17 protein-coding genes and 1 pseudogene are annotated in these 24,652 nt (G+C 58.9%); 10 read left to right on the top strand and 8 right to left on the bottom strand.

Features of this window, described 5'->3' with window-relative positions; genetic code table 11:
* Nucleotides 1-208: 208 nt before the first annotated feature.
* Nucleotides 209-667, bottom strand: a complete 459-nt coding sequence (locus AC3WMT_RS18830) for an REP-associated tyrosine transposase (protein ID WP_103304589.1) — start codon at nt 665-667, stop codon at nt 209-211.
* Between the two features lie 665 nt (nt 668-1,332).
* On the opposite strand from AC3WMT_RS18830, the gene AC3WMT_RS18825 reads away from it, so the two are divergent.
* From AC3WMT_RS18825 to AC3WMT_RS18810, 4 genes and pseudogenes are all read left to right on the top strand, one after another.
* Complete coding sequence (locus AC3WMT_RS18825) at nt 1,333-2,751, top strand: amino acid permease (RefSeq protein ID WP_103304590.1); 1,419 nt, start codon at nt 1,333-1,335, stop codon at nt 2,749-2,751.
* Nucleotides 2,752-3,150: 399 nt separating this feature from the next.
* On the top strand, nt 3,151-4,392 hold the full coding sequence (locus AC3WMT_RS18820) for a hypothetical protein (RefSeq protein WP_103304591.1): 1,242 nt from the start codon (nt 3,151-3,153) through the stop codon (nt 4,390-4,392).
* Nucleotides 4,361-6,751 (top strand): hypothetical protein, encoded by a 2,391-nt coding sequence (locus tag AC3WMT_RS18815; protein WP_103304592.1) that lies wholly within the window; start codon nt 4,361-4,363, stop codon nt 6,749-6,751. Before AC3WMT_RS18820 ends, AC3WMT_RS18815 begins: the two co-directional genes overlap by 32 nt.
* 188 nt (nt 6,752-6,939) lie before the next feature.
* Nucleotides 6,940-7,767: pseudogene (locus AC3WMT_RS18810) on the top strand (glucosyltransferase domain-containing protein); the annotation flags it as partial.
* A gap of 16 nt (nt 7,768-7,783) precedes the next feature.
* Here the strand turns inward: AC3WMT_RS18810 and AC3WMT_RS18805 are convergent.
* Complete coding sequence (locus tag AC3WMT_RS18805) at nt 7,784-9,403, bottom strand: FMN-binding glutamate synthase family protein (RefSeq protein ID WP_103304593.1); 1,620 nt, start codon at nt 9,401-9,403, stop codon at nt 7,784-7,786.
* Between the two features lie 133 nt (nt 9,404-9,536).
* Entirely contained in the window at nt 9,537-10,337 is an 801-nt protein-coding gene (locus AC3WMT_RS18800) for a helix-turn-helix transcriptional regulator (protein WP_103304594.1), read from the bottom strand.
* Nucleotides 10,338-10,462: 125 nt separating this feature from the next.
* On the opposite strand from AC3WMT_RS18800, the gene AC3WMT_RS18795 reads away from it, so the two are divergent.
* Both AC3WMT_RS18795 and AC3WMT_RS18790 read left to right on the top strand, forming a co-directional pair.
* On the top strand, nt 10,463-11,278 hold the full coding sequence (locus AC3WMT_RS18795) for a carbon-nitrogen hydrolase family protein (RefSeq protein ID WP_103304595.1): 816 nt from the start codon (nt 10,463-10,465) through the stop codon (nt 11,276-11,278).
* 186 nt (nt 11,279-11,464) lie between these two features.
* Nucleotides 11,465-12,790: an APC family permease gene (locus tag AC3WMT_RS18790; protein ID WP_103304596.1), complete on the top strand. Its 1,326-nt coding sequence runs from the start codon at nt 11,465-11,467 to the stop codon at nt 12,788-12,790.
* 7 nt (nt 12,791-12,797) lie between these two features.
* Here AC3WMT_RS18790 and AC3WMT_RS18785 read toward each other — a convergent pair whose 3' ends face one another.
* From AC3WMT_RS18785 to AC3WMT_RS18765, 5 genes are read right to left on the bottom strand one after another with little or no spacing between them, the layout of a single operon-like run.
* Nucleotides 12,798-14,201, bottom strand: coding sequence for an ATP-binding protein (locus AC3WMT_RS18785; RefSeq protein ID WP_103304597.1), 1,404 nt, complete (start codon nt 14,199-14,201; stop codon nt 12,798-12,800).
* Nucleotides 14,198-16,012: a DAHL domain-containing protein gene (locus tag AC3WMT_RS18780; protein WP_103304598.1), complete on the bottom strand. Its 1,815-nt coding sequence runs from the start codon at nt 16,010-16,012 to the stop codon at nt 14,198-14,200. Before AC3WMT_RS18780 ends, AC3WMT_RS18785 begins: the two co-directional genes overlap by 4 nt.
* A complete protein-coding gene (locus AC3WMT_RS18775) occupies nt 16,009-16,962 on the bottom strand; it encodes a cytochrome-c peroxidase (protein ID WP_103304610.1) in 954 nt (317 codons plus the stop codon). The genes AC3WMT_RS18780 and AC3WMT_RS18775 overlap by 4 nt, the downstream gene beginning before the upstream one ends.
* A 44-nt stretch (nt 16,963-17,006) precedes the next feature.
* Entirely contained in the window at nt 17,007-18,878 is a 1,872-nt protein-coding gene (locus AC3WMT_RS18770) for a putative bifunctional diguanylate cyclase/phosphodiesterase (RefSeq protein WP_103304599.1), read from the bottom strand.
* Nucleotides 18,875-21,139, bottom strand: a complete 2,265-nt coding sequence (locus AC3WMT_RS18765; RefSeq protein ID WP_103304600.1) for a GGDEF/EAL domain-containing response regulator — start codon at nt 21,137-21,139, stop codon at nt 18,875-18,877. The genes AC3WMT_RS18770 and AC3WMT_RS18765 overlap by 4 nt, the downstream gene beginning before the upstream one ends.
* Before the next feature lie 254 nt (nt 21,140-21,393).
* Between AC3WMT_RS18765 and nosR the strand changes: the two genes are divergently transcribed.
* The 4 genes from nosR to AC3WMT_RS18745 all read left to right on the top strand — a co-directional run bounded on the left by nosR (nt 21,394) and on the right by AC3WMT_RS18745 (nt 24,416).
* Nucleotides 21,394-22,752: a response regulator c-di-GMP phosphodiesterase, NosR family gene (nosR, locus tag AC3WMT_RS18760; protein ID WP_103304601.1), complete on the top strand. Its 1,359-nt coding sequence runs from the start codon at nt 21,394-21,396 to the stop codon at nt 22,750-22,752.
* A 69-nt stretch (nt 22,753-22,821) separates the two neighbouring features.
* Complete coding sequence (locus AC3WMT_RS18755) at nt 22,822-23,253, top strand: NUDIX hydrolase (RefSeq protein ID WP_103304602.1); 432 nt, start codon at nt 22,822-22,824, stop codon at nt 23,251-23,253.
* A gap of 24 nt (nt 23,254-23,277) precedes the next feature.
* Entirely contained in the window at nt 23,278-23,916 is a 639-nt protein-coding gene (locus AC3WMT_RS18750) for a LysE family translocator (protein WP_103304603.1), read from the top strand.
* 2 nt (nt 23,917-23,918) lie between these two features.
* Nucleotides 23,919-24,416, top strand: a complete 498-nt coding sequence (locus tag AC3WMT_RS18745) for a GNAT family N-acetyltransferase (RefSeq protein WP_103304604.1) — start codon at nt 23,919-23,921, stop codon at nt 24,414-24,416.
* Nucleotides 24,417-24,652: the final 236 nt, after the last annotated feature.

Below are 24,652 nucleotides of genomic sequence, written 5' to 3'. Positions count from 1 at the left end.
TGAAGGGGTGGGGGGAGGGAGTATCTGAATAAAACTGGGGCGAACTTTTGCCCCTGTGGCGAGGGGGCTTGCCCCCGCTGGACTGCGCAGCAGGCCCAAGTCAGTTAATCGCGATCTGTTTGAACACCACATGCACAGTTTTTGCGATTGCTGCGCAACCGAGCGGGATGGTGCGAAGCTTCGACAAGCTCCCTCGCCACAGTTTGAATCAGAGCCAGCAGGCATCCCAAAGTGGATAGTCGCCTATCTTTTCTACCAGTCCGGCCCGTAGTGGGTTGGCGATGATGTAGCGGGCATAGGGGCGCAAGTCTTCTCCGTCGCGGATGGCGCGGTCGTGGTAGCCGGTTTGCCAGAGAGGCCCTTGTCGTCCGGTCACTTGGTTGATTTTTAGAGTACAGCGCGATTTTACAGCGCCGACGACTTTTCCCAGACTGGTATCTTTCAGTTGAAGCAGCCAATGAAGGTGATCAGGCATTACTACCCAAGCAATGGAATCAACGAGACCTTGGTCATGAGCACGTCGCAATTCTGCCACCAGTAGTCTTCCCAATTTCCAGTCGGAAAAAATGCGTTGCCGAGAATGAACGACAGTCGTGATCAAGTAGGCCCGATCAACTTCGGAATATCGACCTGTGCGTAAAAGATGCGAGTTTGGTTTTAAGGGCACTCCATTGTTTCCTTTTTAGATCATTAATGATCTTTTCAAGGCTAGAGCGCAGGTGCCGACAGTGGGTCTGATTAGGTTGAGAGACGTTTCCGAGCTCTGCGAAGGACCAATTACTCCGCCTTAGACACTACTGAATCCTGTGGCGAGGGGGCTTGTCGAGTCGTCGCACTGCCGTACCGCACCGCACCGCCCCGTTCGGCGGCGCCCTCGTCGTAAATCATGCAACCTCGGTTCAACCGACTGATTTATGGGGCTGCTTCGCAACCCAACGGGGGCAAGCCCCCTCGCCACAAAGTTATCAGTAGCCCAAACCTGCCAATTAGAGCGCTCTGCGGGGCAATACCACCTAAGCAGGGGCATGACGATGCACCAATGCTGTGCAATACTCGGCGCCTTTTTCGGCGGTGAAAATTCCTACGTAATGCAGGTAATGCCTCTCCGTAAACCGGGCTTTTGCCGAGAGTTGTCGCTGAATGTTGTGTTTTATAGAGTGAAAATACCTGCCCAGCGCTTTTTATACTGCACGCCCCGCTGATCTTGCAGGTTTTGTCCTACAAGACGCGTTTGCCCACGAAGCAGGCGCGGTTTTCTACAAGCCAACGCCTATCGGTCGAGGCTTCGACACTCGGTGGTCCTATCCAATAACAAGACGAGGTTGCACCCCTATGCCAGTTGGCAATCACCTGCCCCACGGCGAAACCGCTCAGGGCGGTCCGCTCAAACGCGAACTCGGCGAACGGCATATTCGCCTGATGGCGCTCGGCGCCTGTATCGGCGTCGGCCTGTTTCTAGGTTCGGCCAAAGCCATCGAAATGGCCGGCCCGGCGATCATGCTTTCCTACATTCTTGGCGGTCTGGCGATCCTGGTGATCATGCGCGCCCTCGGCGAAATGGCCGTGCACAACCCGGTGGCCGGTTCGTTCAGCCGCTACGCGCAAGACTATCTCGGGCCTTTGGCGGGTTTCCTCACAGGCTGGAACTACTGGTTCCTGTGGCTGGTGACGTGCGTCGCGGAAATCACCGCCGTCGCCGTGTACATGGGCATCTGGTTCCCCGATGTGCCGCGCTGGATCTGGGCCCTCGCGGCGCTGGTCAGCATGGGCTCGATCAACCTGATCGCGGTGAAGGCCTTCGGTGAATTCGAATTCTGGTTCGCCCTGATCAAGATCGTCACCATCATCGCCATGGTGATCGGCGGCATCGGCATCATCGCTTTCGGTTTCGGCAACGACGGCGTTGCCCTGGGAATTTCCAACCTGTGGGCGCACGGCGGTTTCATGCCCAATGGCGTGACCGGTGTGCTGATGTCGCTGCAAATGGTCATGTTCGCCTACCTCGGTGTCGAGATGATCGGCCTGACCGCCGGTGAAGCGAAGAACCCGCAGAAGACCATCCCTAACGCCATCGGCTCGGTGTTCTGGCGGATTCTGCTGTTCTACGTCGGTGCACTGTTCGTGATCCTGTCGATCTACCCATGGAATGAAATCGGCACGCAGGGCAGCCCGTTCGTGATGACCTTCGAACGTCTGGGCATCAAGACGGCGGCTGGCATCATCAACTTCGTGGTGATCACTGCGGCCCTGTCTTCCTGCAACGGCGGCATCTTCAGCACCGGGCGCATGCTCTACAGCCTGGCGCAGAACGGTCAGGCCCCGGCCGGTTTCGCCAAGACCTCCAACGGCGTGCCACGCCGGGCGTTGCTGCTGTCGATTTTTGCCTTGCTGATCGGCGTGTTGCTCAACTACCTGGTGCCGGAAAAAGTCTTCGTCTGGGTGACCTCGATTGCCACCTTCGGCGCGATCTGGACCTGGGTGATGATCCTGCTGGCGCAATTGAAATTCCGCAAAGGCCTGAGCGCCAGCGAGCGTGCCGGCCTGAAATACAAGATGTGGCTGTATCCGCTCAGTTCGTACTGTGCGCTGGCGTTTCTGGTGCTGGTGGTCGGCTTGATGGCGTACTTCCCGGACACGCGCATCGCGCTGTACGTAGGGCCGGTATTCCTGGTGCTGCTGACCGTGTTGTTTTACGTGTTCAAGTTGCAACCGACCCAAGTGACACAAGGTGCGGCGCGTTCGGCTTCGTAAGTTGTAAAGCGCGATAGGCGAAAACAAGAGATCGCCGCCTCCAGTAGTCCCTGAAAATTATTCAAGGTGCTACCGGGGGCGGCGATCTTTTTGCGTTTTACCGTCGGCATCCAGTCCCGTTCAGTAATGTCTTCATGCATCTTTTCGAAAAGCATGTCTGCCAATGTCAATAGAAAACTCATGTTGTTCATTGAATAAGATGATGAGGGGTTTTGCACAGGTTTTAATTTGAAAGAATACATAGCCAGTGATATGCAATTGGTAATGCGTGTGTGGGTTTATGTATGTAATGGCTTGTGTAGTATTTGAAGTCGTCAAATTTGCAATAGATATTGGCTTCTTGTTTTTCCGGTTTGGTTATTTACTTTTGATTCTCTTTAATTCGTCAAGGATGATCGAATGTCAGTATCTAATGGTTCCTCTGTCAATGCAGCTTCTACCTCTGATAATACTCAGGCTGGCAAGATTTCAACTCACCTGAAAGTCGATAATATCGTGCCGCACAAGTTTGGAGACTTCGGTGGTGCATTGTCCTGGCCGGTACCGCTCAGTGTCGCTGAACAGAAACTGGCACGGGCCCACATCAGTAACTATGTAGAGAGTGGTATCAAACCGGGGTTTGGGATACTGGATTATTTGAATAGCGACCAGCCGCTTTCAACTGAATCATTACAGGACCCGGCTGCGGCACTGGAAGCTCTTATCACCGGTGCTCGCGGCCAGGCATTGGGGCTGGTGGTACAGACACACCTGAACGGGATCTCTACCGATCTCAGCGTCAGCGAATATGCATTGGCTGCCGTCCATTGGCTGCTGGATCCAGCGTCCATGGAAAATACTCTGCGCAACCAGGTTGCCGGATTCGATCTGGCCAGCGAGAAACACTGGGGAAAATGCGCGTCGGTGGTATTCGATGATCTGCGGGCGCACTTGATTGCAGAAAGCCTGATCAGTCCAGCAATGGCCGGGCTGGCGACGTACGCATTGTTGCTGAGAAAGGCTGCTGTTTTCCTGATCAAAGATATCCCCGACAGTGTGAAATATGGCACCACTGCCTGGTTTAACCTCGCGGTTGCTGCGGCGACGATCGATGCCCAATCACCGGGAAAGCTCGCGAATATGACGTTTGCCCAAGTCATGGTCAGTGCGCAAAGTGCCGCCCTGCTTGATCCGGTAGTTACCCGGCAAGCCCATGCATCAGCGTTGGTGGATTGGGGCGTCGTCAACGGTGTGCTGGAAAGGGCCGCTGATGAGCGGTACTCCAACGAAAAACTGGACTATGCGAAAACCGCATTCAATCAGCAACTCGCCGATCGTCTAGAGACGTCGACCCTGTTGAACAGTCAGATACCCAGTCGTAAAGAAATCGCCCTGGCCAAACTAAGAGAAAAGTTTGGCGATAACGTACCCTTTGAAGAGCGAGTCTTTGAACTCGCCGCCCCTCTGCAAACCATCGCTTATTCGCTCTTTTTAGGTACGGGTCCCGTCAGTAAATATTCGCTGTTGGACATGGCCATGATCGGAGGTCCGCCATTATTACCAATGGAAAACCGACGATCCACGGCTAAAGCCGCTTATCGGTGCAGTCAATGCCACTCTCGAATTCGGCGTGCCCGACACCTTCAAGACCGAGTTCGGTAGTGCTGTCCGTAACCTCAAGAAAGTTGCCGATGGCAGCGTAAGGCATCTGATATCCCAGTTGCCATTGAAGGATAGAGAAAACCTGGAATATGGAAAGGTCGATTTCTATCAGCAAAAGACCTACCGGCTCAGTACGGGCTTTGTTGGCAAAAACCACCTGTCCACCAGCCCTGCACTGATTCTGCGAGTCGAGCGAGGCGTCGAGAAAAAACTGTCGATATATCGGATGGACTTAAGCCGCAGCATGATCGACAAAACCGATATCGACCCTGCAACAGCGCAAGACGAGTACGACCTGAACATTCCGAGTATCCAGTACACCACTGAGCCTTTTCATGTCGCCGAAACGACGGCAGCGGCGCAACTCAAGCAAAAACAATCACCGAACGAACTGCCCCCGCAAAACTACCGAAGCAGGAGAACCACAGCGATTGCCAGCGCGTTTGTGGAGCATCTTGATCTCGACAGTCAGAACATCTTGAAAGCTGCTGAAGGCATAACCACAAAAGATCGCGAGGACGCAGCCGTGGAAGCCGCCAGGGATTTTGTGCTCAATCTGATTCCGTTCAAGTCCTCTATTACTAATTTTGTGAACGGTAACCACGTTGACGGCGCAGTGGATCTGTTCCTCGATCTATTGGGATTTGTCACCGCCGGTGCAGGTGCCGTGACGAAGTTGGCGCAGATCGGTGCCAAGACGGCTTCGGCTATCGGCACGTTACTGAAGGCGGCGAAGATAATCGGCGCAGTGATTATTGGTGAACTCAATCCGCTGAGTGGATTGGATGATTTGGCAGTGGCAGGAGCCCGACTGCTGGGCAGGGGGCTGAAGTTTACAGGCGCCAAAGGCCTGCAGCAGATCAACAAGTTGCGTGGCGCGGCGGGCAACTACGACTTGTTGCAGGCCCTGAGTAAAGAACACGGGCCGACGCTGATCGGTACCTGGAAGTTGGGCGAGCAAAGTGTCGAAAGCCTGGGCGTGTTAAACAACGACAAGTGGTATCACTACAACCCTGTGAACAATCGGCTTTATGGTACGCCTGGCGACTTCAGGCCAACACCTGGCCGCTTCGGACTTAATGGATTCGATAACAAGGAATTGAGTCGCCTGGCTGTCAAGTCAGCGCAAATCTCCGGTCTGCAAGCCAATGCCAAAGGTATTTTTCGAAATGTCGACGGCCAGCGCTGCTTCATTCGCAATATCGATGCAACCGGCAAATCGAAGGTGTATCTGATCAGGGACGATTTCAACGTGAACCTTGATATCACGGACGTCGCCATCGTCGACCCCGCGACCAATCGCGTGCAGGGCACCAGGCTTCGCCAAGTGGCGCCGGATCAATGGCAATCGTTGTCCGTGAAAGGCGGTGACATTACTGACGGGGTTGATGGAGCGCATTCCAGTGCATTCCCGAGGCAGAGACCTGCCCCGGCCAAACCTGTATATACCCCGCCACCCTTTAAACGCGAGGGTTTGCCAAACGGTCTGGAGGAGCCCGCCATTCAAGTCGTGTTGCTCAAGGACGTCCGCCATTTGTCCTACGATTGGGGCAAGTTTCAATTTGTGCCTTACGCGACCACTCCGACCAATATCCACCAGGCGCTGTCGGGCGCGGAGTTTGCCAGGCTGCCAATTATCGGCGACCTGTTCAACGCCAAGCATTGGTCAAATCCAAGCAAGGTGGATCCGCAGCTCACAAACCGGGAAGGTGGCGGAGCGATGATTTTTTCCATGCAGCGAATGACGACCTCCGGTGCAGTGAAAACCGAGTTCAATGCCTTGAAGGTGGTGGAAGTGAAGGCCGGAGAGCGGCCTGGTCAACTCGACTCGGTCCATGCTTATTGGGCGCCTCAGGGCGGGTACGTGGATATACCAGTTCATCCAGGATGGGCAGAGCCTGATCACGTATTCACACCGAATTTCAGTGGGTGTTCATTCACGGTCGATCAGATGGGGGAGAAGACTTTGCGTGTGCGGCACGTTGAAGCGGGCATGGAAGCCGCTCAATACAACGACCTTCCCGTTCATGAGCATGGGTGGGGACAAAGTGCTGCCATGGAGTTTCCGGATTATGGTTTGCGAATGGATCGGAACGGCAATGCCGACATGATCCTGACCGGGTTTTCCTTCATGAAATATGACCGGACAGCGGGCCAGTGGACAATGCACTACCAGTCTCATCACGGTGGGCCAATGATTGATCGTTTCTCCAAAAACGATCCTGGCTGGTTTGACGAACCCACCCGGATTGTCAAAGCGTTTACCGAAGCTCATATCGTGAAGACCGGGGCCAAACCGGTGAAAACGGTCGCCAGCGCCACGCAGCAAAGCGGCAGCCACGCGGCCATACCGGCCTGAGTTGTCAAACATAACAAGCCTAAGATCGTAGCCTGCCTATTGCCTCTGCAAGCTGCGATCTTTGAACGTCTTACCGCCGGTTTGAAAGACCGATAAAAAATCCTGGCAACAGGCTCAAACCGTTACCAGCTCGCGCAGCCGTTTACCGAGGCGCAGCCATGAGGATGAGCGATTTTCTCGCCAGAGAACATCCGTTCATGGCGTCCGGCCGCGGCGAACTGCTGAACTGGCGCGCCGATCCACTGTTGCAAATCGGCATCAACCTTGGCCGGGTGCTGGAGAAGGTCGGGCTGTTGTTTCATGGCGGCTATGCATGGGTTTTTTCCGGGCTGGCGCCGTGTGCGTTGGCCGGTGCTGTTCGGCTCGGCCGGCGCCGGGACAGGTCCGGGGAGAGCGGGTTGTTGTTTCTGCTGCCCGTGCCTTTGTTAGTATTGCTGGTGCCGGGCATCACCCTGTTGTTCCGCGATTTCAATGAAGGTGCGCGCACGCTGATGGGCTTTGGTGTGCTGCTGGTGTTTCTGTTCTACCTCGCGCATATCGCCTTGGCGTCACACCACCGGCGACTTCCGCTGCTGCTGAGCATGCCGCTGCTGGCAACGCTGTCGCTGTCGTTCGCTTATGGCCGGGTGCTGACGATGCAAAAGACCTTCGCCACTGGCGCGCTCTACAGCCTGAGCCATGACATTTCAGCCCACCGCGAGCTGCGCGAAGCCAAGCGGAGTTATCTGTCTGTTACCTATTCCGATCGCTGGCTGAGCGCGGCAGTAGGGACGTTCAAACAGCTGCCGGTTCTGCGCTACCTGCTCAACATCGACTACTGCATGCTTGCCGAAAACCTGCCGAGTGCGGGCATCACCAACGTGGTCGCCGAACGCGAACGGCGCAACGCTGCTCGCGTGGGGTACATGGGTTATCCCGCTTTGGTCGACAGCCTGTATTACCGGATCTACCTGTTGGGCGATTACGCTTTCATCGTCATCAAAGAGCCGCCGCATGGCAGGCTGCTGCAATGGTAACGGGCTCAGCCTGTGGTTACGCTGCGACCACTTCCTGCGGCTCAAAACTGTCCGCCCGCGCCATCTGCCACATCCGCGAATAAAACTCGCCGTTCACTTCGCCAGTGAGCAGTTCGCCGGGTTTGAGGAACACATGCAACTGCGAGAACAATTTGATCTCGGTCGCGGACATGCGTCGTACCAGGTGCTTGGCCGACAATTGTGATGGATGTTCGAGCCCGGCTGCGGCGAGCATTTCCGCCAGCGCCTTCAACGTGTTGCGATGGAAGTTGAACACTCGTTGCGCCTTGTCCGGCACGACCAGCGCACGCTGGCGCAGGGCATCCTGAGTGGCGACCCCGGTCGGGCATTTGTTGGTGTGGCAGCTTTGCGACTGGATGCAGCCGATGGCGAACATGAAGCCGCGCGCCGAGTTGGCCCAGTCGGCGCCGATGGCCAGCACGCTGGCGATGTCGAACGCGCTGACGATCTTGCCGCTGGCGCCGAGTTTGATCTTGTCGCGCAGATTCAGGCCGACCAGCGTGTTGTGCACGAACAGCAGGCCTTCACGCATCGGCACGCCGATGTGGTCGGTGAATTCCACGGGCGCAGCGCCGGTGCCACCTTCCTTGCCGTCGACGACGATGAAGTCCGGAAGGATGCCGGTTTCCAGCATGGCTTTGGCGATGCCCATGAATTCCCATGGGTGGCCGAGGCAGAATTTGAAACCCACCGGTTTGCCGCCGGACAGTTCACGCAATTGCTGGATGAAATGCATCATCTCGATCGGCGTCGAAAAGGCGCTGTGGCGTGATGGCGACACACAGTCTTCGCCCATCATGATGCCGCGGGTTTCGGCGATTTCCTTGGTGACCTTGTGCTTGGGCAGGATGCCGCCATGGCCGGGTTTGGCACCCTGGCTCATCTTGATTTCGATCATCCGTACTTGCGGATTCTGCGCCTGGGCGGCGAAGCGTTCCGGGTCGAAACGGCCGTCGCTGGTGCGGCAGCCGAAGTAGCCGCTGCCCAGCTCCCAGGTCAGGTCGCCGCCGTGCTCGCGGTGATAGGGGCTGATGCTGCCTTCGCCGGTGTCGTGGGCGAAGTTGCCGAGTTTCGCGCCCTGGTTCAGTGCGCGAATCGCGTTGGCGCTCAGCGAGCCGAAGCTCATCGCCGAGATGTTGAACACCGACGCCGAGTACGGCTGGCTGCACTGCGGGCCGCCGACGGTAACGCGAAAGCTGCTCGGGTCACTCAGCGGTGCCGGGCGCATCGAGTGGCCGATGAATTCGAAACCCGATTGATAGACATCAATCAGCGTGCCGAAGGGTTTGTCGGCGGTTTCGTTTTTTGCCCGCGAATACACCAGCGAGCGCTGGGCGCGAGAGAAGGGCAGGGCATCGCTGTCGGATTCGAGCAGGTACTGGCGAATCTCCGGGCGAATGCCTTCGACCAGGTAGCGGATGTTGCCGAGGATCGGGTAATTGCGGCGCACCGCGTGCGGGCTCTGCAACAGGTCGAACAGGCCGATCAGGCTTAATACGCCAGTGACGGCGGTGAATGGCCACAGCCAGTCATGTTCGAGAAAAGGCAGGCTGGCGAGGGTGAAAATCACGCAGACGGCAAAGAAGGCGTAGCGGCTCAGAAGTGACAGGCTCATACGGTTTCCTTGGTTCGGACTCAATGGGTTGCAAACCTATGGCAGCAGGCGGGCCTGTTGATGAGATCTATTGTGGTGAGGGGATGAATCCCCTCGCCACAGGGGATATCAAGCCACTGCGTGCGTTGGCTGTTCAGGCGTTCTGCGCCTGAAGAAATATCGAAAACAGCTCCGACTGGGATTTGATCCCCAGCTTGCTGTACATGTGTTTCTTATGGACTTTCACGGTTTCTACGGAGATTTCCAGCTTACGGGCGATTTCTTTACTGGAGCAACCGCTGAGCATCAAACGGCCGACGTCCAGTTCGCGGGCGGTCAGTTGCGCGCCCTTGAGTTGTTGCACCGAGGCTTCCAGTTGCACCCGCCAATCCACCGCAGCGGGTGAGGTGGCAAGGGCCACGGTTTCGTTGATCTCATAAGGCAGACGCTGGCGCAACAGGCCCAGCACCCATGGCTGGATCAATGACAGCAAAGCGATCTGCTCGCCAGTGAAACGTTTTTTACTGCCCAGCGACAGGCACAACGTGCGCTCGCCTTCGAGCTGACAATTGAACTGGATTTCGTCGGCGACCACATTCAGACGAAAGTATCGCTGGTAATACTCGGTCAGCTCGAAATGCTCCGGCGCCACCTCCGAGAGGCGATACAAACCGGTACGCGATTGCTCGCGGCAGGCGATGTAGAACGGGTCGAGGAGGTACAGACCGCGCAGATAGTCCTGAAACAGTTGATCCGGACTGCCGTCCACGCCGGGGCATTCAGCGAACACCTGCGGGTGTTGATCGGCGCTGAACAACAGCGCAACCCAGCTATCGAACGCCACGTACTGGTCGAGCAAACGCACCAGTTGCGCCCAGAAATTCGGCTTGTCCAGCGCATCGATCAACTGCCCGACGGCGCGGTGCCAGGTGATGTCGTCAAACGAAAGTGTCATCGATCTACCCCTATCGGGTTACCCCGGCCGCGTGATTCCCAGGCCGGTTGCTTGCTGCGCATACTGGCTCACAGACAGCCACCGGGCAATCTTTCAGCGCCCGGCACTCAGAACAAGGATTACCGATGAAAGTCGAACTCGCGCAACTGGCGGGCCGTGACAATGGCACCGCCTACAACCTCGAACGGGCCCTTGCCGCGATTGCCGCGTGTGCGGCCGACACGCAACTGATCGTGTTCCCGGAAACGCACCTGATGGGCTTCCCGACTGCCGCGACCGTTGCGCAAACATCCGAGCCAGTGGATGGCCCGACCGTGAACGCAGTGCTGGCCGCCGCCCGCGAACGCAACATCGCGGTGGTGATCGGCATGGCCGAGAACGACAACGGTCGCTTCTTCAACACCACGCTGCTGATCACCCCCGAAGGCATTGCCTTGAAATATCGCAAGACGCATTTGTGGGCTTCCGATCGCGGTGTGTTCGAGGCGGGTGATCGCTATGCGACCTGCGTGTGGAACGGCGTGCGCATCGGTCTGCTGATCTGCTACGACATCGAGTTTCCGGAAACCGCCCGTGCCTTGGCGCAACTGGGCGCCGAGTTGCTGATCGTGACCAACGGCAACATGGACCCCTATGGCCCGACCCATCGCACCGCGATCATGGCGCGGGCTCAGGAAAATCAGGCGTTCGCGCTGATGGTCAACCGCGTGGACGCGGGGGATGACGGCTTGATGTTTGCCGGTGGCAGTGCGCTGGTGGATCCGCTGGGGGCGCTGTTGTTCGAGGCGGGGCGCGAAGAAGGGACGTTCAGCGTTGAGCTGGATTTCGCCCAATTGAAGATCGCGCGCAAGGATTACCGCTATCTGGATGATCAGCGCTTGAAGTTGCCGGGGGAGGTGGTGGAGCACGCTTGCGGGCGGCGCGAGTTGCTGATCCCTTGACCCGTTGTACCCGATCGTTCCCACGCTCTGCGTGGGAATGCAGCCCGGGACGCTCCGCGTCCCAAGAGCAGACGCAGAGCGTCCATTGAGGCATTCCCACGCAGAGCGTGGGAACGATCAGCCACACCCGAAACATTCGCCGAACTCGGCTCTGCCATAAAACCAATAATTCGGAGTAAGTCGCCCATGGCTCGTTTGCAACGCACCCTTTCGCTAGGGTCGGTGGTGCTGTTCGGCATCGCCTACATGACGCCGATCATTGTCCTCGGCACCTTCGGCATCCTCGCCCAATCCACCGCTGGCATGGTGCCCGCCGCTTATCTGGCCGCACTGATTGCGATGTTTTTCACCGCGATGAGTTACGGGCGTATGGCTGCTGCGTTCCCCGTCGCCGGCTCCGCCTACAGCTACGTACGCAAGGCGATCAGCCCGAAACTCGGGTTCATTGCCGGTTGGGCGGTGCTGCTCGACTATCTGTTCCTGCCGATGGCGATCTGGCTGATCGGCGCCGCTTACCTGGCCTCGGCCTTCCCGTCAATTGCGCAATGGATCTGGGTCCTTGGGTTCATCGGCATCACCAGTGCGATCAACATCGTCGGCCTGAAACTGGCCAACGGCATCAACGCCTTGCTGATGTTTGTGCAGTTTCTTGTGCTGATCGCCTTCGTCGCGCTGTGCGTGCACTACATCGGAGGCGATGCGAGCACGCCGCTGTGGTCGATCAAACCGTTCTTCAACGGTGACATGCAGATGCCGCTGATCATGAGCGGTGCGGCCATCGCCTGTTATTCGTTTCTGGGTTTTGACGCGGTCAGCACGTTGACCGAAGAAACCCGCGATCCACGTCGAACCATTCCTCGGGCGATCATGTTGATCACCTTGATCGGCGGGCTGATTTTCGTCGGTGTTTCGTACTTTGTGCAGATCGCCCACCCGTCGTTCCAGTTCGACAGCGTCGACTCGGCAGCCTACGAAATCGCGCGCAACATTGGCGGCGACCTGTTCGTCTCGATCTTCCTCATCGGCCTGATCGTCGGTCAGTTTGCTTCCGGGCTGTCGGCGCAGGCCAGTGGCTCGCGACTGTTGTTCGCGATGGGTCGCGACGGCGTGCTGCCGAGATCGTTCTTCGGCACCTTGCACGCGCGCTTCGGCACACCGGTCAACAGCATCCTGCTCTGCGCGGTCGTGGCATTGCTGGCGCTGAAACTCGACGTGACCACCTCGACCTCGTTCATCAATTTCGGCGCGTTCCTGGCGTTCAGCCTGGTGAACCTGTCGGTGATCTTTCATTACTGGATAGGCGGTGAAAAGAAGGGGCTGCGCGAGCTGGTGCTGTTCCTGATTTTCCCGTTCATCGGCCTGGTGGCGGATTTGTGGCTGATGGTCAGCCTCGATCACCTGGCGGTGTATCTGGGCCTGAGCTGGCTGGCAATCGGTGTGGTGTATCTCGCGGTGCTCACCGGTGGCTTCCGTCGCCAGCCGCCGGAGATGGATTTTCAGGAAGCCACCTGAGGCGTCCTCACGCGCCGGGCCGGCTCTGGCGCAGCGGCAGTTCGACGCGAAAAGTCGTGCCCACGCCTGGCTCGCTGCGCACTGAAATGTCTCCACCGTGTTTTTTCACGATGCCGTAGGACAGGGACAAGCCCAGCCCTGTCCCCTGGCCGACCGGCTTGGTGGTGAAGAAAGGGTCGAAGATTTTTTGCAGAGTGTCCGCTGCGATGCCCGAGCCGGTATCGGCAACTTCAATCCACGCAGTGTCTTGCGCCTGCCCGGTGCGCAAGGTGATGGTGCCGCGCTCGGCGCCCATGGCCTGAGCGGCGTTGACCACCAGATTCATGATGACCTGATTGATTTGCGACGGCAGGCACTCGATGTCCGGCAGCGCCTGATACTCCCTGACCACGTCGGCCTTGTATTTGAGTTCGCTGGCGACAATGTTCAGGGTCGACTCGATGCCTTGCTGCAGGTTGGCCCACTGCCATTGCTGATTGGTATCGACCCGGGAGAAATCCTTCAGATCCTTGACGATCTGTCCGACCCGGCCGATGCCGTCCTTGGATTCGCGGATCAGCACGGGAATGTCTTCAAGCAAAAAATCCAGTTCGATGTCTGTGCGCAATTGCTCCAGCCGTGCCACGGTCTCGCGGTCCTGGCTGGGGCCAAGCGTCTGGTAGGCGTCTAGCATGGTCAGCAGCTGCTTGAAGTAGCTGTCCAGAGTGCCGAGGTTGGAGGAAATGAAGCCGATCGGGTTGTTGATTTCATGGGCCACCCCGGCCGCCAGTTGCCCCAGTGACGCGAGTTTTTCCGACTGCACCAATTGCCCCTCCAATTGCTTGCGTTCGTCGATTTCTCTTTGCAGGGCTTCACTGGCCTGCTTGAACTGGGCGGTGCGCTGATCGACCAGATCCTCCAGATGATGCATTTGCAGCGAGGCGCGCTCCGTCATCTGCCATTTGGTCAACAGGGTATTGGCCATCTGCTGCACTTCGATGTTGTCGAACGGCTTCTTCAGGATCAGTAATCGATCATGGGCGTGCAGACGTTCCAGCAGTTCGTCCCAGGAATAATCCGAGTACGCCGTGCACACCACCACTTGCAGCAGCGGATCCTGTTGCCAAAGGTGTTCGATGGTTTTCGCGCCGTCCCAGCCATCGGGCATGCGCATATCCACAAAGGCCAGCGCGTAGGGGCGTTGTTCCTGCATGGCCTGCACCAGCTTGCCCAGACCTTCTTCGCCGCCATAGGCCGAATCCAGTTTGAACAGCGGACGCTCGGCATGAGCCTGAGTGCCGAACAGTGCGGCTTCCATCTCGTCCAGTTCCACCGACTGCGCTGCCGGTGGCGCAAGAATCTTGCGAAAGTCCTCATGGATCGACGGCATGTCGTCGATCAGCAGAATACGGCGGTTGGTCTGCTCGCTCATGCGTTCTCCGTGACGCTGATCAGAGGGATCTGCAGGGTGAACAGCGCGCCTTTGCCCGGTCCGTCGCTGTGGGCGGTGAGGTGGCCGTTCATCTCGATGGCCGCCAGGGCGCAGCTGTGCAGGCCGAAGCCGTGGCCTTCCTTGCGCGTAGTAAAACCGTGGGCAAAGATCCGCGTCATGTTCTCGGCGGCAATGCCTTCGCCATCGTCCCGAACGCTGATTTCGAGGAAGTGGTCATCAACGACCTTGACCCCCAGGGTCATGGTGCGTGGGCGATTGCTGAGGTCGGACATGGCGTATTTGGCATTGCTGATGAGGTTGATCAGAATCAGCAGCAAGCGGTGTTTGTCGCCCATCACCTGAGGCACATCGGCGTACTCCTTGACCACCGTGACGTGATGCCGGGTCAGGGCGCCGGCGTTCATGCGCAGCGCGTCTTCGAGCAGTTCGTTGATGAACAGCGGCTCGGTCATGCTGTTGGCCCCGGCATAGGATTGCTGGGTGGCGACAATGTCCTTGATGTGGTCGACGCTCTTGTTCATCTGGTTCAGCTCATCGACCATTTCCTGTTGTTCCTGGGCAATGGCGGCGACCAGTTGATTGAGGTAGCCGGGGAGCAATTTGCCCTTGGCATCCTCGCTGAGAAAATGGCCGAGGTCGTGGGGGTGTTCGTTGATCAACTGCATGGCCTTGCCCAATCCCTGGCTTTTGCTGGCACGCAGTTTTCGCGCGATCAGGTCGGAGGAGATGTTCACGCTGTTAAGCACGTTGCCGACGTTGTGCAGCACGTTGGTCGCGATCTCCGCCATGCCGGCCTGACGCGCGGCGTCGAGGAGTTCGCTCTGGGCGTTCTTCAGTTCGCGGGTGCGCTCCTCGACCCGTTGTTCCAGTGCATCGTTGGCGGCCTGCAAGGCGCTGTTGACCCGATTGATTTCGGCGAAACTGCGAATCAGGCGAACGGCCAGCCACATCAGCGACAACATCAGCAGCACGGAAAACAGCAGCAGATAGAAGTGGTATTTGCGGTCGATGATTTCGACCCGCTGCTGATCCTGGTCGAGCATGGTGGTGATGGTGTCCAGACGGTCGGCCACGGGAATCGCTTCGATGCTTTCAAGCAGTTGATTGACCCGCGGCTGCTCCCGCGCAATCAGGCTGATGTGGTTACTCAAGATCCTGATCGGCGCCTGAAACTCCTGGGGCAGGCGTTGTGCATTCACCGCCAGTTTGTTCAGACCGACCTCGATGTCGGCGGCCTTTTCGGCGGAGGTGACCTGAGCAAACTCCAGGGCGCTGAGCAGCAGGTCGTAGGTATCGGTGGTGATGTTCTGCAGTTGCAATTTATCGAAATCCGCCAGGTTGGCCAGCTGCGCCTGGATGTCGTCTTCTGCCGTCGGCAGGAATGCCAGCGAGTTGCGCAGCAAGGCGTTGTGCGACTTGAACTGTTCGACCAGACGGGTCTTTTCCTGCATGGCTTGCAGGTAGGCCTCATGGGCGTCGTTCCATTGCGCCGAGTCGTTGCGCCCATGCCCGGACTCCAGAGAATCAAAGCGCTCCCAGAGCCGGCTCATCTCGTTCATCGGCGATACCAGCGGGTCGTAGTTGTGAGAGATCGCCACTCTGGCCTTGAGCACCTCGTTTTCCCATAGCGCGTTCTGTTGTTTGATTTGCCGGATCAGGTCCCGGGAATCGGTGTACGTCATGGTCCGTTCGGAACTGGACTTGAGGTAAAGAAACAACAGGGTCGAGGCCAGGATCACCGCGAGCAGAGTGAGCAACAGCAGGCTGCCGCGACGTGAGATGTGGTTCATGGCGTGCCCTCCCATCGGCCGGTCAGGGTCTGCAGAAACTGAATGATCAGGGCCTTGTCTTCGTCGCTCGGCATACGCCCCAACTGGTATTGGAACATCACGTCCACGGCTCGCTCGAGGGTCGGCGCCGAGCCATCGTGGAAGTAGGGCGCGGTCAGTGCCACATTGCGCAGACTCGGCACCTTGAACACGGCACGATCCGCTTCGTCAGCGGTGACATTGAAGCGTCCCTGGTCGGCCTCCGTCGGGTGGCCGCGATCAGCGATGTAATCACCGAACACCCCGAATTTCTGGAACATGTTGCCGCCGATGTTCACGCCTTGATGGCAGGCAATGCAGCCGTAATCCTTGAAACGCTGGTAACCGTACTTTTCTTCCAGGGTCAGGATGTCGGTGTTGCCCGACAGGTATTGATCGAAGCGCGAGTCAGGGGTCAGCAAGGTGCGTTCGAAGCTGGCCAGCGCTTGCTGGATATTGGCCTTGCTCACGCCGCCCGGGTAGGCGGCGGCGAAGTCCCGGTGATAATCGGCGTCGCTGGCGATACGCTCGACAACGGTGCTCCAGTCACTGCCCATTTCATGCGGGCTGGTGATGACGACGTTGCTCTGCTGCTCCAGGGTCTCGACGCGGCCGTCCCAGAACTGGCGAAAGTTGAGGACGGCGTTGAAAACGCTAGGCGTGTTGAACGCTACCGGTTTGCCGTCGAAGCCCAGTGAAAAGGCACGGCTGTCGGCACCGTTCTTGTGCAGTTGGTGGCAGCTGGCGCAAGACAGCGTGTTGTTGATTGATAACCGTGGCTCATGGAATAACCGGCGACCGAGTTCGACACGCCGGGCATCCTGTTGCTCAACCTTGGGCAAAGGCTTGAGCGGTTCGTCCAGCGGCTCGGCGCGGGCGTTTGCGCAGAGCACGCAAAACAGCAAAAGCATGGCGCGATGCAAAAGGTTCATCGACAAGGAACTCCCTGATTCGAGGCCGGTTTCACGGGAGGGCATCAAACCGTCCATGGCGCGGATCCGGCGCCGCTCAGCAAAGCCACAAATTCAGTGGCCGGCAGGGCTTTGCTGAAAAAGTAGCCCTGTCCTTCTTCGCAGTGGTGAGTTTTGAGAAAGGCCAGTTGTCCGGCCGTTTCGATGCCTTCGGCGATGACCTTCAGGCCCAGGCTTTTTCCCAGGCTGATGATGGCGCCGACGAGGGCGGCATCGTTGCTGTCATTGCTCAGGCTGCGAATGAACGATTGATCGATCTTCAGCACATCAATGGGAAACCGGCGCAGGTAGCTCAGGCTGGAATAGCCGGTACCGAAGTCGTCGATGGCCAGGCGTATGCCCAGTGCCTTCAGACGATTGAGCGCGCTCATCGTCGCCTCGACGTTTTGCATCAGTACGTTTTCGGTGATTTCCAGCTCCAGCCAATCGGCCGCCAGCCCCGACTGCGCCAGCGCCCGCTCGACACTGTCGACGAAATCCCGCTGACGAAAGTCGATCGGTGAAATGTTCACTGACATGCGGATCGGCGGCAGTCCGGCCACTTGCCAGGCCTGGGTCTGGCGACAGGCTTCGCCCAGCACCCATTGGGTCAGTGGCACGATCAGTCCGCTGTCTTCGGCCACAGGAATGAAGTCCGCCGGATACACCCAGCCGTGCCCGGGTTTCTGCCAGCGTATCAGTGCTTCGGCGCCGACCACCCGGTTGCTGCGCAGATCGATTTTCGGTTGATAGTGGAGGACGAATTCGTGCTGTTGCAGGGCCCGGCGAATGCCTGACTCGATGCCTTGTTGCTCACGGGCCCGCAGGTTCATGGCTTCGATGAAGAAACCGATGTCGTTGGGGCCGGTTTCCTTGACGTTGCGCATCGCGGTCTCGGCTTTCTTGATCAGCTCGATGGCATCCAGCCCGTCTTCGGGGTAGACGCTGATGCCCACGCTGGCCGTAACGCTGACGTCATGGCCGGCAATCGTCTGTGGCAGGCGGATGGCGGCAAGCACTTTTTCGGCGATGCCGCGGGTCTGCTGAGGGTGGCTGATGTCGCTGAGAATCACCACGAACTCGTCGGAGCCGTAGCGAAAGACCGAGTCCGATTCACGCACGCACAACAACAGTTGCTGGCCCACCCGTTTGAGCATCTCGTCACCCGCCGGATGCCCCAGCGCATTGTTGATGCGCTTGAACCGGTCCAGCCCCAGAAACATCACCACCAGTTGCTTGTCATGGCGCCGGCAGACGGCCAGCGCCTGACTCAAACGATCACCGAGCAGGGTGCTGTTGGGCAGGCCGGTGAGGCTGTCGTATTGCAGCAGGTGCGACACTTTCAGCAATTCGTGCACCCGCGCCTCGATGGTTCGTTCAAGGCCGAGCATCTTCAGTGCGGCGTCCTGGGCCAGCTGCCATTTCCACGTCAGGGCGTTGGCCATCTGGCGGATTTCCAGGCTGTCGAACGGTTTCTTCAGGATCAGCAATTGATCGCCGAACTCCAGACGTTCGGCCATGGCTTCCCAGCTGTAGTCACTGTAGGCGGTGCACAAGGCGATTTGCAGATCAGGATCGGCGCGCCACAGTTGCTCGATGGTTTCCAGGCCGTCCCAGCCGGGCGGCATGCGCATGTCGATGAAGGCGAGGGCGTAAGGGCTGCCGGCAGCCAGTGCGCGCTGGACCAACGCCAAGGCCTCCTGACCTTGATAGGCGGAGTCGAGCTGGAACGTCAAATGCGGCGACAGGGGGCTGCCAAACAGCGTTTGCTCAAGCTGATTCAGATCGACTTCGTCTTGCGCCTGCGGGGCGAGGATCTTGCGGAAGTCATCGTGAATTGCCGGCGTGTCGTCGATGATCAGGATGCGCCGGTTGGTTTGCGGGGAAGGCTTTTTCATCCCTCGTCTTCCTGTGTGGGCGCAGCCGATGCGTGTCCGTCCTTGAGCAATTGTCCTGCCTGCTCGGCGCTGACGGCTTCGCTGAAGTAGAGACCCTGCGCGCTGGGCAGCGGGGCAACGGCGGACGCTGCGTAATGCCGATTCTGCGGAGGCTGGCCTTCGGCGATGATGCCGATGTCCAGGTCCCGGGCGAAATTGACGATCGCTCGCAGAGCGTTGGCGCCGGCCACATCCTGAGTCGCGCTGTCGATAAAGCTCTGGGCGAGTTTGAGGTGATTGACCCGGTAGGTTTTCAGGTAATCGAACGATGAGTATTCGGTGCCGAAATCATCGATGGCGATGGTCACGCCCAGTTCGCGCAGGCGCGGCAGTACGTCGTTGTGCGTCCACTTGGTCTGGGCCAGCGTCGCCTCGGTGACATCAAAACGCAGGTCCCAGGGCGCCAGCTCCCAGCGTGCAGTGGTGCGCAGTACGTCGTAAATCAGCTCCGGGCCGCTCTTGAGTTGGGCCAATGAAAGCTTGATCGCGATCACCGGCGGCGCGACACCTTCGTCGCGCCATATCTGCATCTGGCGGCAGGCGCGATCCAGCACCCAGCGGCCCAGCGGAATGATCGCGCCGGTTCGCTCCGCCGCCGGCACAAAGGCGCCCGCCGTCAGCAGCCCGAGTCGCGGATGTTGCCAGACGATTTGTGCCTCCATGCCCAGAATCCTGCCGCTGTGCAAATCCATCTCCGGCGCGTAATGCAGCCGCAGCTCATCGCCCTCAAGCGCGGTCATCAATTCACTGACAATGGTCATGCGCTCGGCCACTTCCCGGGAGATCTCCTCCGAGTGGAAGTGGTACTGGTTGCGGCCCATTTCCTTGGCGCGATACAGCGCCATGTCGGCCTGCCCGAGCAGGCTGTCGGCATCGAGGCTGCTGGCGCTGTAGGTGCTGATGCCGATGCTCACGGAAATGTGCAACGCATTGCCGGCCAGGTTGTAGGGCGTCAGCAGTGCGTCGCGGATATTGGCCGCCATCGCGGCCGATTGGGTCGGGTCGCTGACGTCCAATTGCAGGATCGCGAACTCGTCACCCCCGAGGCGCGCGACGACATCGTTTTCGCGCACACCGGTCCTGATGCGCCGGGCCACCTCCTGCAACAGCAGATCGCCGACGGGATGGCCCAATGTGTCATTGATCCGCTTGAAGTGGTCCAGGTCCAGATAAAACACCGCGAAGGGCATGGCGCCTCGGCGTGCGGCGGCAAACGCCTGATGCAGACGCTCAATCAGCGTGGCGCGATTGGCCAGCCCCGTGAGGCCGTCGAGGCGGGCCAGCAATGCCAGTTTTTCCTCGGCGAGGCGGCGCTCGGTGATGTCCAGAATAATGCCTTCGACTTCCAGCAGTCGGCCGTCGTGATCGCGTACCGGGATGTAGCGGTTTTCCACCCAGCGCCAGGTGCCCTGACCGGTGCGCAGACGAAATTCGATCGACGCCCCCGACGCGTGACGATCCAGCACCCGGGCCATGGCGGCATCGACGCAGGGCTGGTCGTCCGGGTGAATCAGTACCTGAGCCCAGTTCGCTGAGCCGACGAGGTCAGCCGCGACATGGCCGTAGCGGGTGATGTTGTGGGAGATATACATCAGCGCAAACGAAGGGTCGCCACGCAGCCGGTAAAGGATGGTCGGGCTGTTCTGCACGATGATGTTGGCGTCGGACAGTTCCCGGGTGCGCGCCTGAACCGCTTGTTCGAGCCGGTTGAGCTTGAGTTCGGCGTCTTCGGTCATTTGCCATTTGACCGTCAGGGCACTGGCCATCTGGCGAATCTCGATCGCATCGAAGGGCTTTTTCAGAATCAGCAAGCGGTCGTTCAACGCTAGGCGCCGGTCGATGTCTTCCCAGGAATAGTCGGAATAGGCCGTGCACAGCGCGACCTGCAACCTGGGATCGACCTGCCACAGCCGTTCGATGGTCTCCAGGCCATCCCAGCCCGGTGGCATGCGCATGTCGATAAAGGCCATGGCATACGGACGATTGTCGGCCAACGCGGCTTCGAGCTTGTCCAGGGCTTCGCGGCCCTGAAACGCCGAATCGATTTCGAATAGCTGAGGCTGGGCCACAGACGGTGTGCCGAACAACAGGCTTTCGGTTGCGTCCAGACCGTCGTCTTCGGGGGCGGCGGGGCTGAGAATCTTGGCAAAATCGCCATGAATGGCCGGACTGTCATCGACAATGAGCACACGGCGATTGATCTGCGTCGATGGCAGGCTCATGCCGCAACGTCCATGGGGTCACATGCTGCTGTCATCGGGAGCATCCTTTCCCTCATGTCAGGCCTGTTCGAAGGCTGACGGAGTCGTACAACGTGATGAGCATAGTTGTCCCGGCGGCATTTCGCCTGTGCAGCCGGGCCGAAGATTTGCGTGAGCGCTGCAAAAAATCATCTAGCCTTTGAGGCAGGCGCGGGGCAAGCGGGGTGGTAGGTCGGTGCGTCGATCAAGTTCACTGTCACGCTTGAGGGCACGCCATGGAAGAGCAATCCACCTCGACGCACAGCCGCCGCCCCAAGGTGCTGCTGGTCGATGACGAAGAGTCGATTCTGAACAGCTTGCGCCGCTTGTTGCGGGGACAGCCCTACGATGTTCTGTTGGCCACCAGTGGCGCGCAGGCGCTGGAGATGCTCCAGACGCAGGCGGTGGATCTGGTCATGAGTGACGCGCGCATGCCCAATATGGACGGCGCCTCGTTGCTGGCCCTTGTCCGCGAACGCCATCCGGCCGCTGTGCGCATCATGCTCACCGGTTATGCCGACCCGTCCGCCATCATCAAGGCGATCAATGACGGGCAGATCCACCGCTACATCAGCAAACCGTGGAATGACGAGGAGTTGCTGCTGATCCTGCGCCAGTCCCTTGAGCATCAGCACTCCGAACAGGAGCGCCAGCGTCTGGAGCAGGTGACGCGGGTGCAGAACGACCAGCTCAAGCTGCTCAACAGTACCCTTGAAAAGCATGTCGCCGCGCGTACGGCCGAACTGCAGCAGACCGCCGACATGCTTGATCTGGCCTACGAGGAGCTCAAGCACAGCTATGTCACCGGCACCGAAGTGTTCTCGTTGCTGGCCAATCTGCGCTTGCCCCCGGCCAAACAGACCAACCGGCAGATCATCGAACTGGTGCGCAGCTACTGCACACAGCATGGTCTGGACGAGGCCACCAGCCGTGACCTGACCATGGCGGCGGCGCTGTACAACGTCGGCAAACTGAGCTGGACCGACGGCATGATGATCACGCCCTCGGACCTGCTACGGCATACCGATCGCGAGCGTTATCGCGCTTATCCCAAGCAGAGCGAATCACTGTTGATGACGCTGGATCCGATGAAGGATGCGGCACGCCTGATCCTGCATCATCAGGAGCGTTGGGACGGCAGCGGTTTTCCTGACCGGCTCAAGGGCGAAGCGATTCCGTTTGGTTCACGCTTGCTGAAACTGGCGGTGGACTTCGTTGAATTGCAACGTGGTTTGATTCTCGAGCGGCAGATGAACAGTGACGAAGCGCTGCTGTACCTGCGCCAGTACGCCGGGCGATTGTACGATCCCGATCTGGTCGAAGATTTCATTCAGGTGTGTGCGGCCTTCCTCAGTGACGTCACCTTGGCGGATCCGACGGTCAAGGTACTGACCACTCGGGATCTGGCGGCGGGAATGATCCTGGCACGCAATCTGAATGCCGATAACGGCATGTTGCTGCTCAATGCCGGCAAGGTCCTCAGCGGTCTGCTGGTGGAAAAGCTGATTGCCTTCGAAGCCATGGAGGGCGCCAAGTACAGGATTTTCGTCAAGGTGCCGGAGGAGGTCGAAGCCGCGCTCAAGGCTCAGGGGTGAGGCCGGGCAACGTGACGTCATCGGGCGAGCATGGGATCCTTGCGTTTTTTCAAGGCTGGTGGCTGACCCATGACCTCTGCATCCGTTGTCCCTCCACTGATTCGTATTGCCGCCGCCCTGCTGGTTCGTGCCGATGGCCAGACATTGCTGGTACGCAAGCGCGGCACCACGGCGTTCATGCAACCGGGCGGCAAGATCGAGGCGCATGAGTTGCCGGTGCATGCGCTGGCCCGTGAGCTGGAGGAGGAGCTGGGATTGGCGATCGATCCTGCTCAGGCAACGTTCCTCGGGCAGTTCTCGGCACCCGCCGCCAACGAACCGGGGTTTATCGTTCAGGCCGAGATATTCCAGCTGAGCATCGACGCCGAGGTGTCTCCGGCCGCTGAAATCGAAGAAGTCATCTGGATCGACCCCACCACTGATCCTGCTGTGGTTCTGGCGCCATTGACACGCGACCTGATCCTGCCGTTTTATCGAGCTTCGCTGACTGCGATCGCCTGATCATCCACGCAAAGGACGCCCACCATGATCCCGCTTCAAGACCTGCTGATCTTCGCTGCCGCCGCGTTGCTGATGGTACTGACGCCGGGGCCGAACATGATCTACCTGATCTCGCGTTCGATCTGCCAGGGACGCAAGGCCGGGGTCACTTCATTGCTCGGTGTGGTGGCCGGTTTCTTCGTGCATATGTTTGCCGCAGCCGCCGGTTTGACGGCGGTGTTCCTCGCGGTGCCGATGGCTTATGAAGTATTGAAGTGGGCCGGTGCGCTGTACCTGCTGTGGCTGGCCTGGCAAGCGGTGAAACCCGGCGCGCGCTCGCCGTTCGAAGCCCAGCAGTTGCCGCCGGATTCGTCGCGCAAACTGATCACCATGGGTTTTCTCACCAGCGCGCTGAACCCGAAAATCGCCGTGTTCTACCTCTCGGTGTTTCCGCAATTCATCAGCCCTGAACACGGCTCGGTGTTCACCCAAAGCATCATCCTCGGCCTGACCCAGATCAGCGTCAGCTTCTGCGTCAATCTGCTGATCGCGTTGTTTGCGGCGGGCATTGCTTCGTGGTTCGTGCGCAATCCAACGTGGTTGGCGCTGCAGCGTTATTTCATGGGGATGGTGCTCGGCGGTCTGGCTGTGCGTCTGATGCTTGAGCAACGCAGGACGGCCTGACCATGTGGATCGAACGGCTGGACGCCAGTCATGCGCTGGCCTATCGCGAGCTGATGCTCGAAGCGTATGACCGGCATCCGCAGGCGTTTACCTCCAGCGTGCGCGAGCGAGCGGTGATGCCGTTGAGTTGGTGGGAAGCGCGTCTGACCAGCAAGCTCGATGCAGTGCTGGGCGCATTCGAAGCGGGTGTGCTGGCCGGCATCGTCGGTCTCGCGTTTGAACCGCGTGAGAAGGCCCGGCACAAGGTGACGCTGTTCGGCATGTACGTTTCGGCGGCTTTTCGTCAACACGGTTTCGGTCAGGAACTGGTGCAAGCCGCCCTCGCCGAAGCCGGCAGACATCCCGAGCTGAAGCTCATCCAGCTCACCGTCACCGCCGGCAATGACGCCGCGTTCAAGCTGTATCAGCGCTGCGGTTTCATCCAGTTCGGCCTGGAGCCACTGGCGGTGCGGGTCGGCGAAGACTATTTCGACAAGATCCACATGTGGCGTGAGCTCTGACCCTCCACTGTTCCATCCTGTAGGAGCTGACGAAGGCTGCGATCTTTTTGACCTTCGCTTTTCCTCAATGACCGTTCGTCGAAAACCCGCCCGCACCTGTCAGATCTGACAGGTGCGCAATTCCCCGATCCCACGTTCAATCACTCCGTCACCTTCCCGACCGGAGTTCGCGCCCATGTCCGCCAACGATCTGCCCGAAAACAGCACCCTGATTTTCAATGAACTCGACATCCCCG

Source organism: Pseudomonas sp. FW305-7 (assembly GCF_058786735.1).
This window is presented reverse-complemented; position numbering and strand designations above follow the sequence as displayed.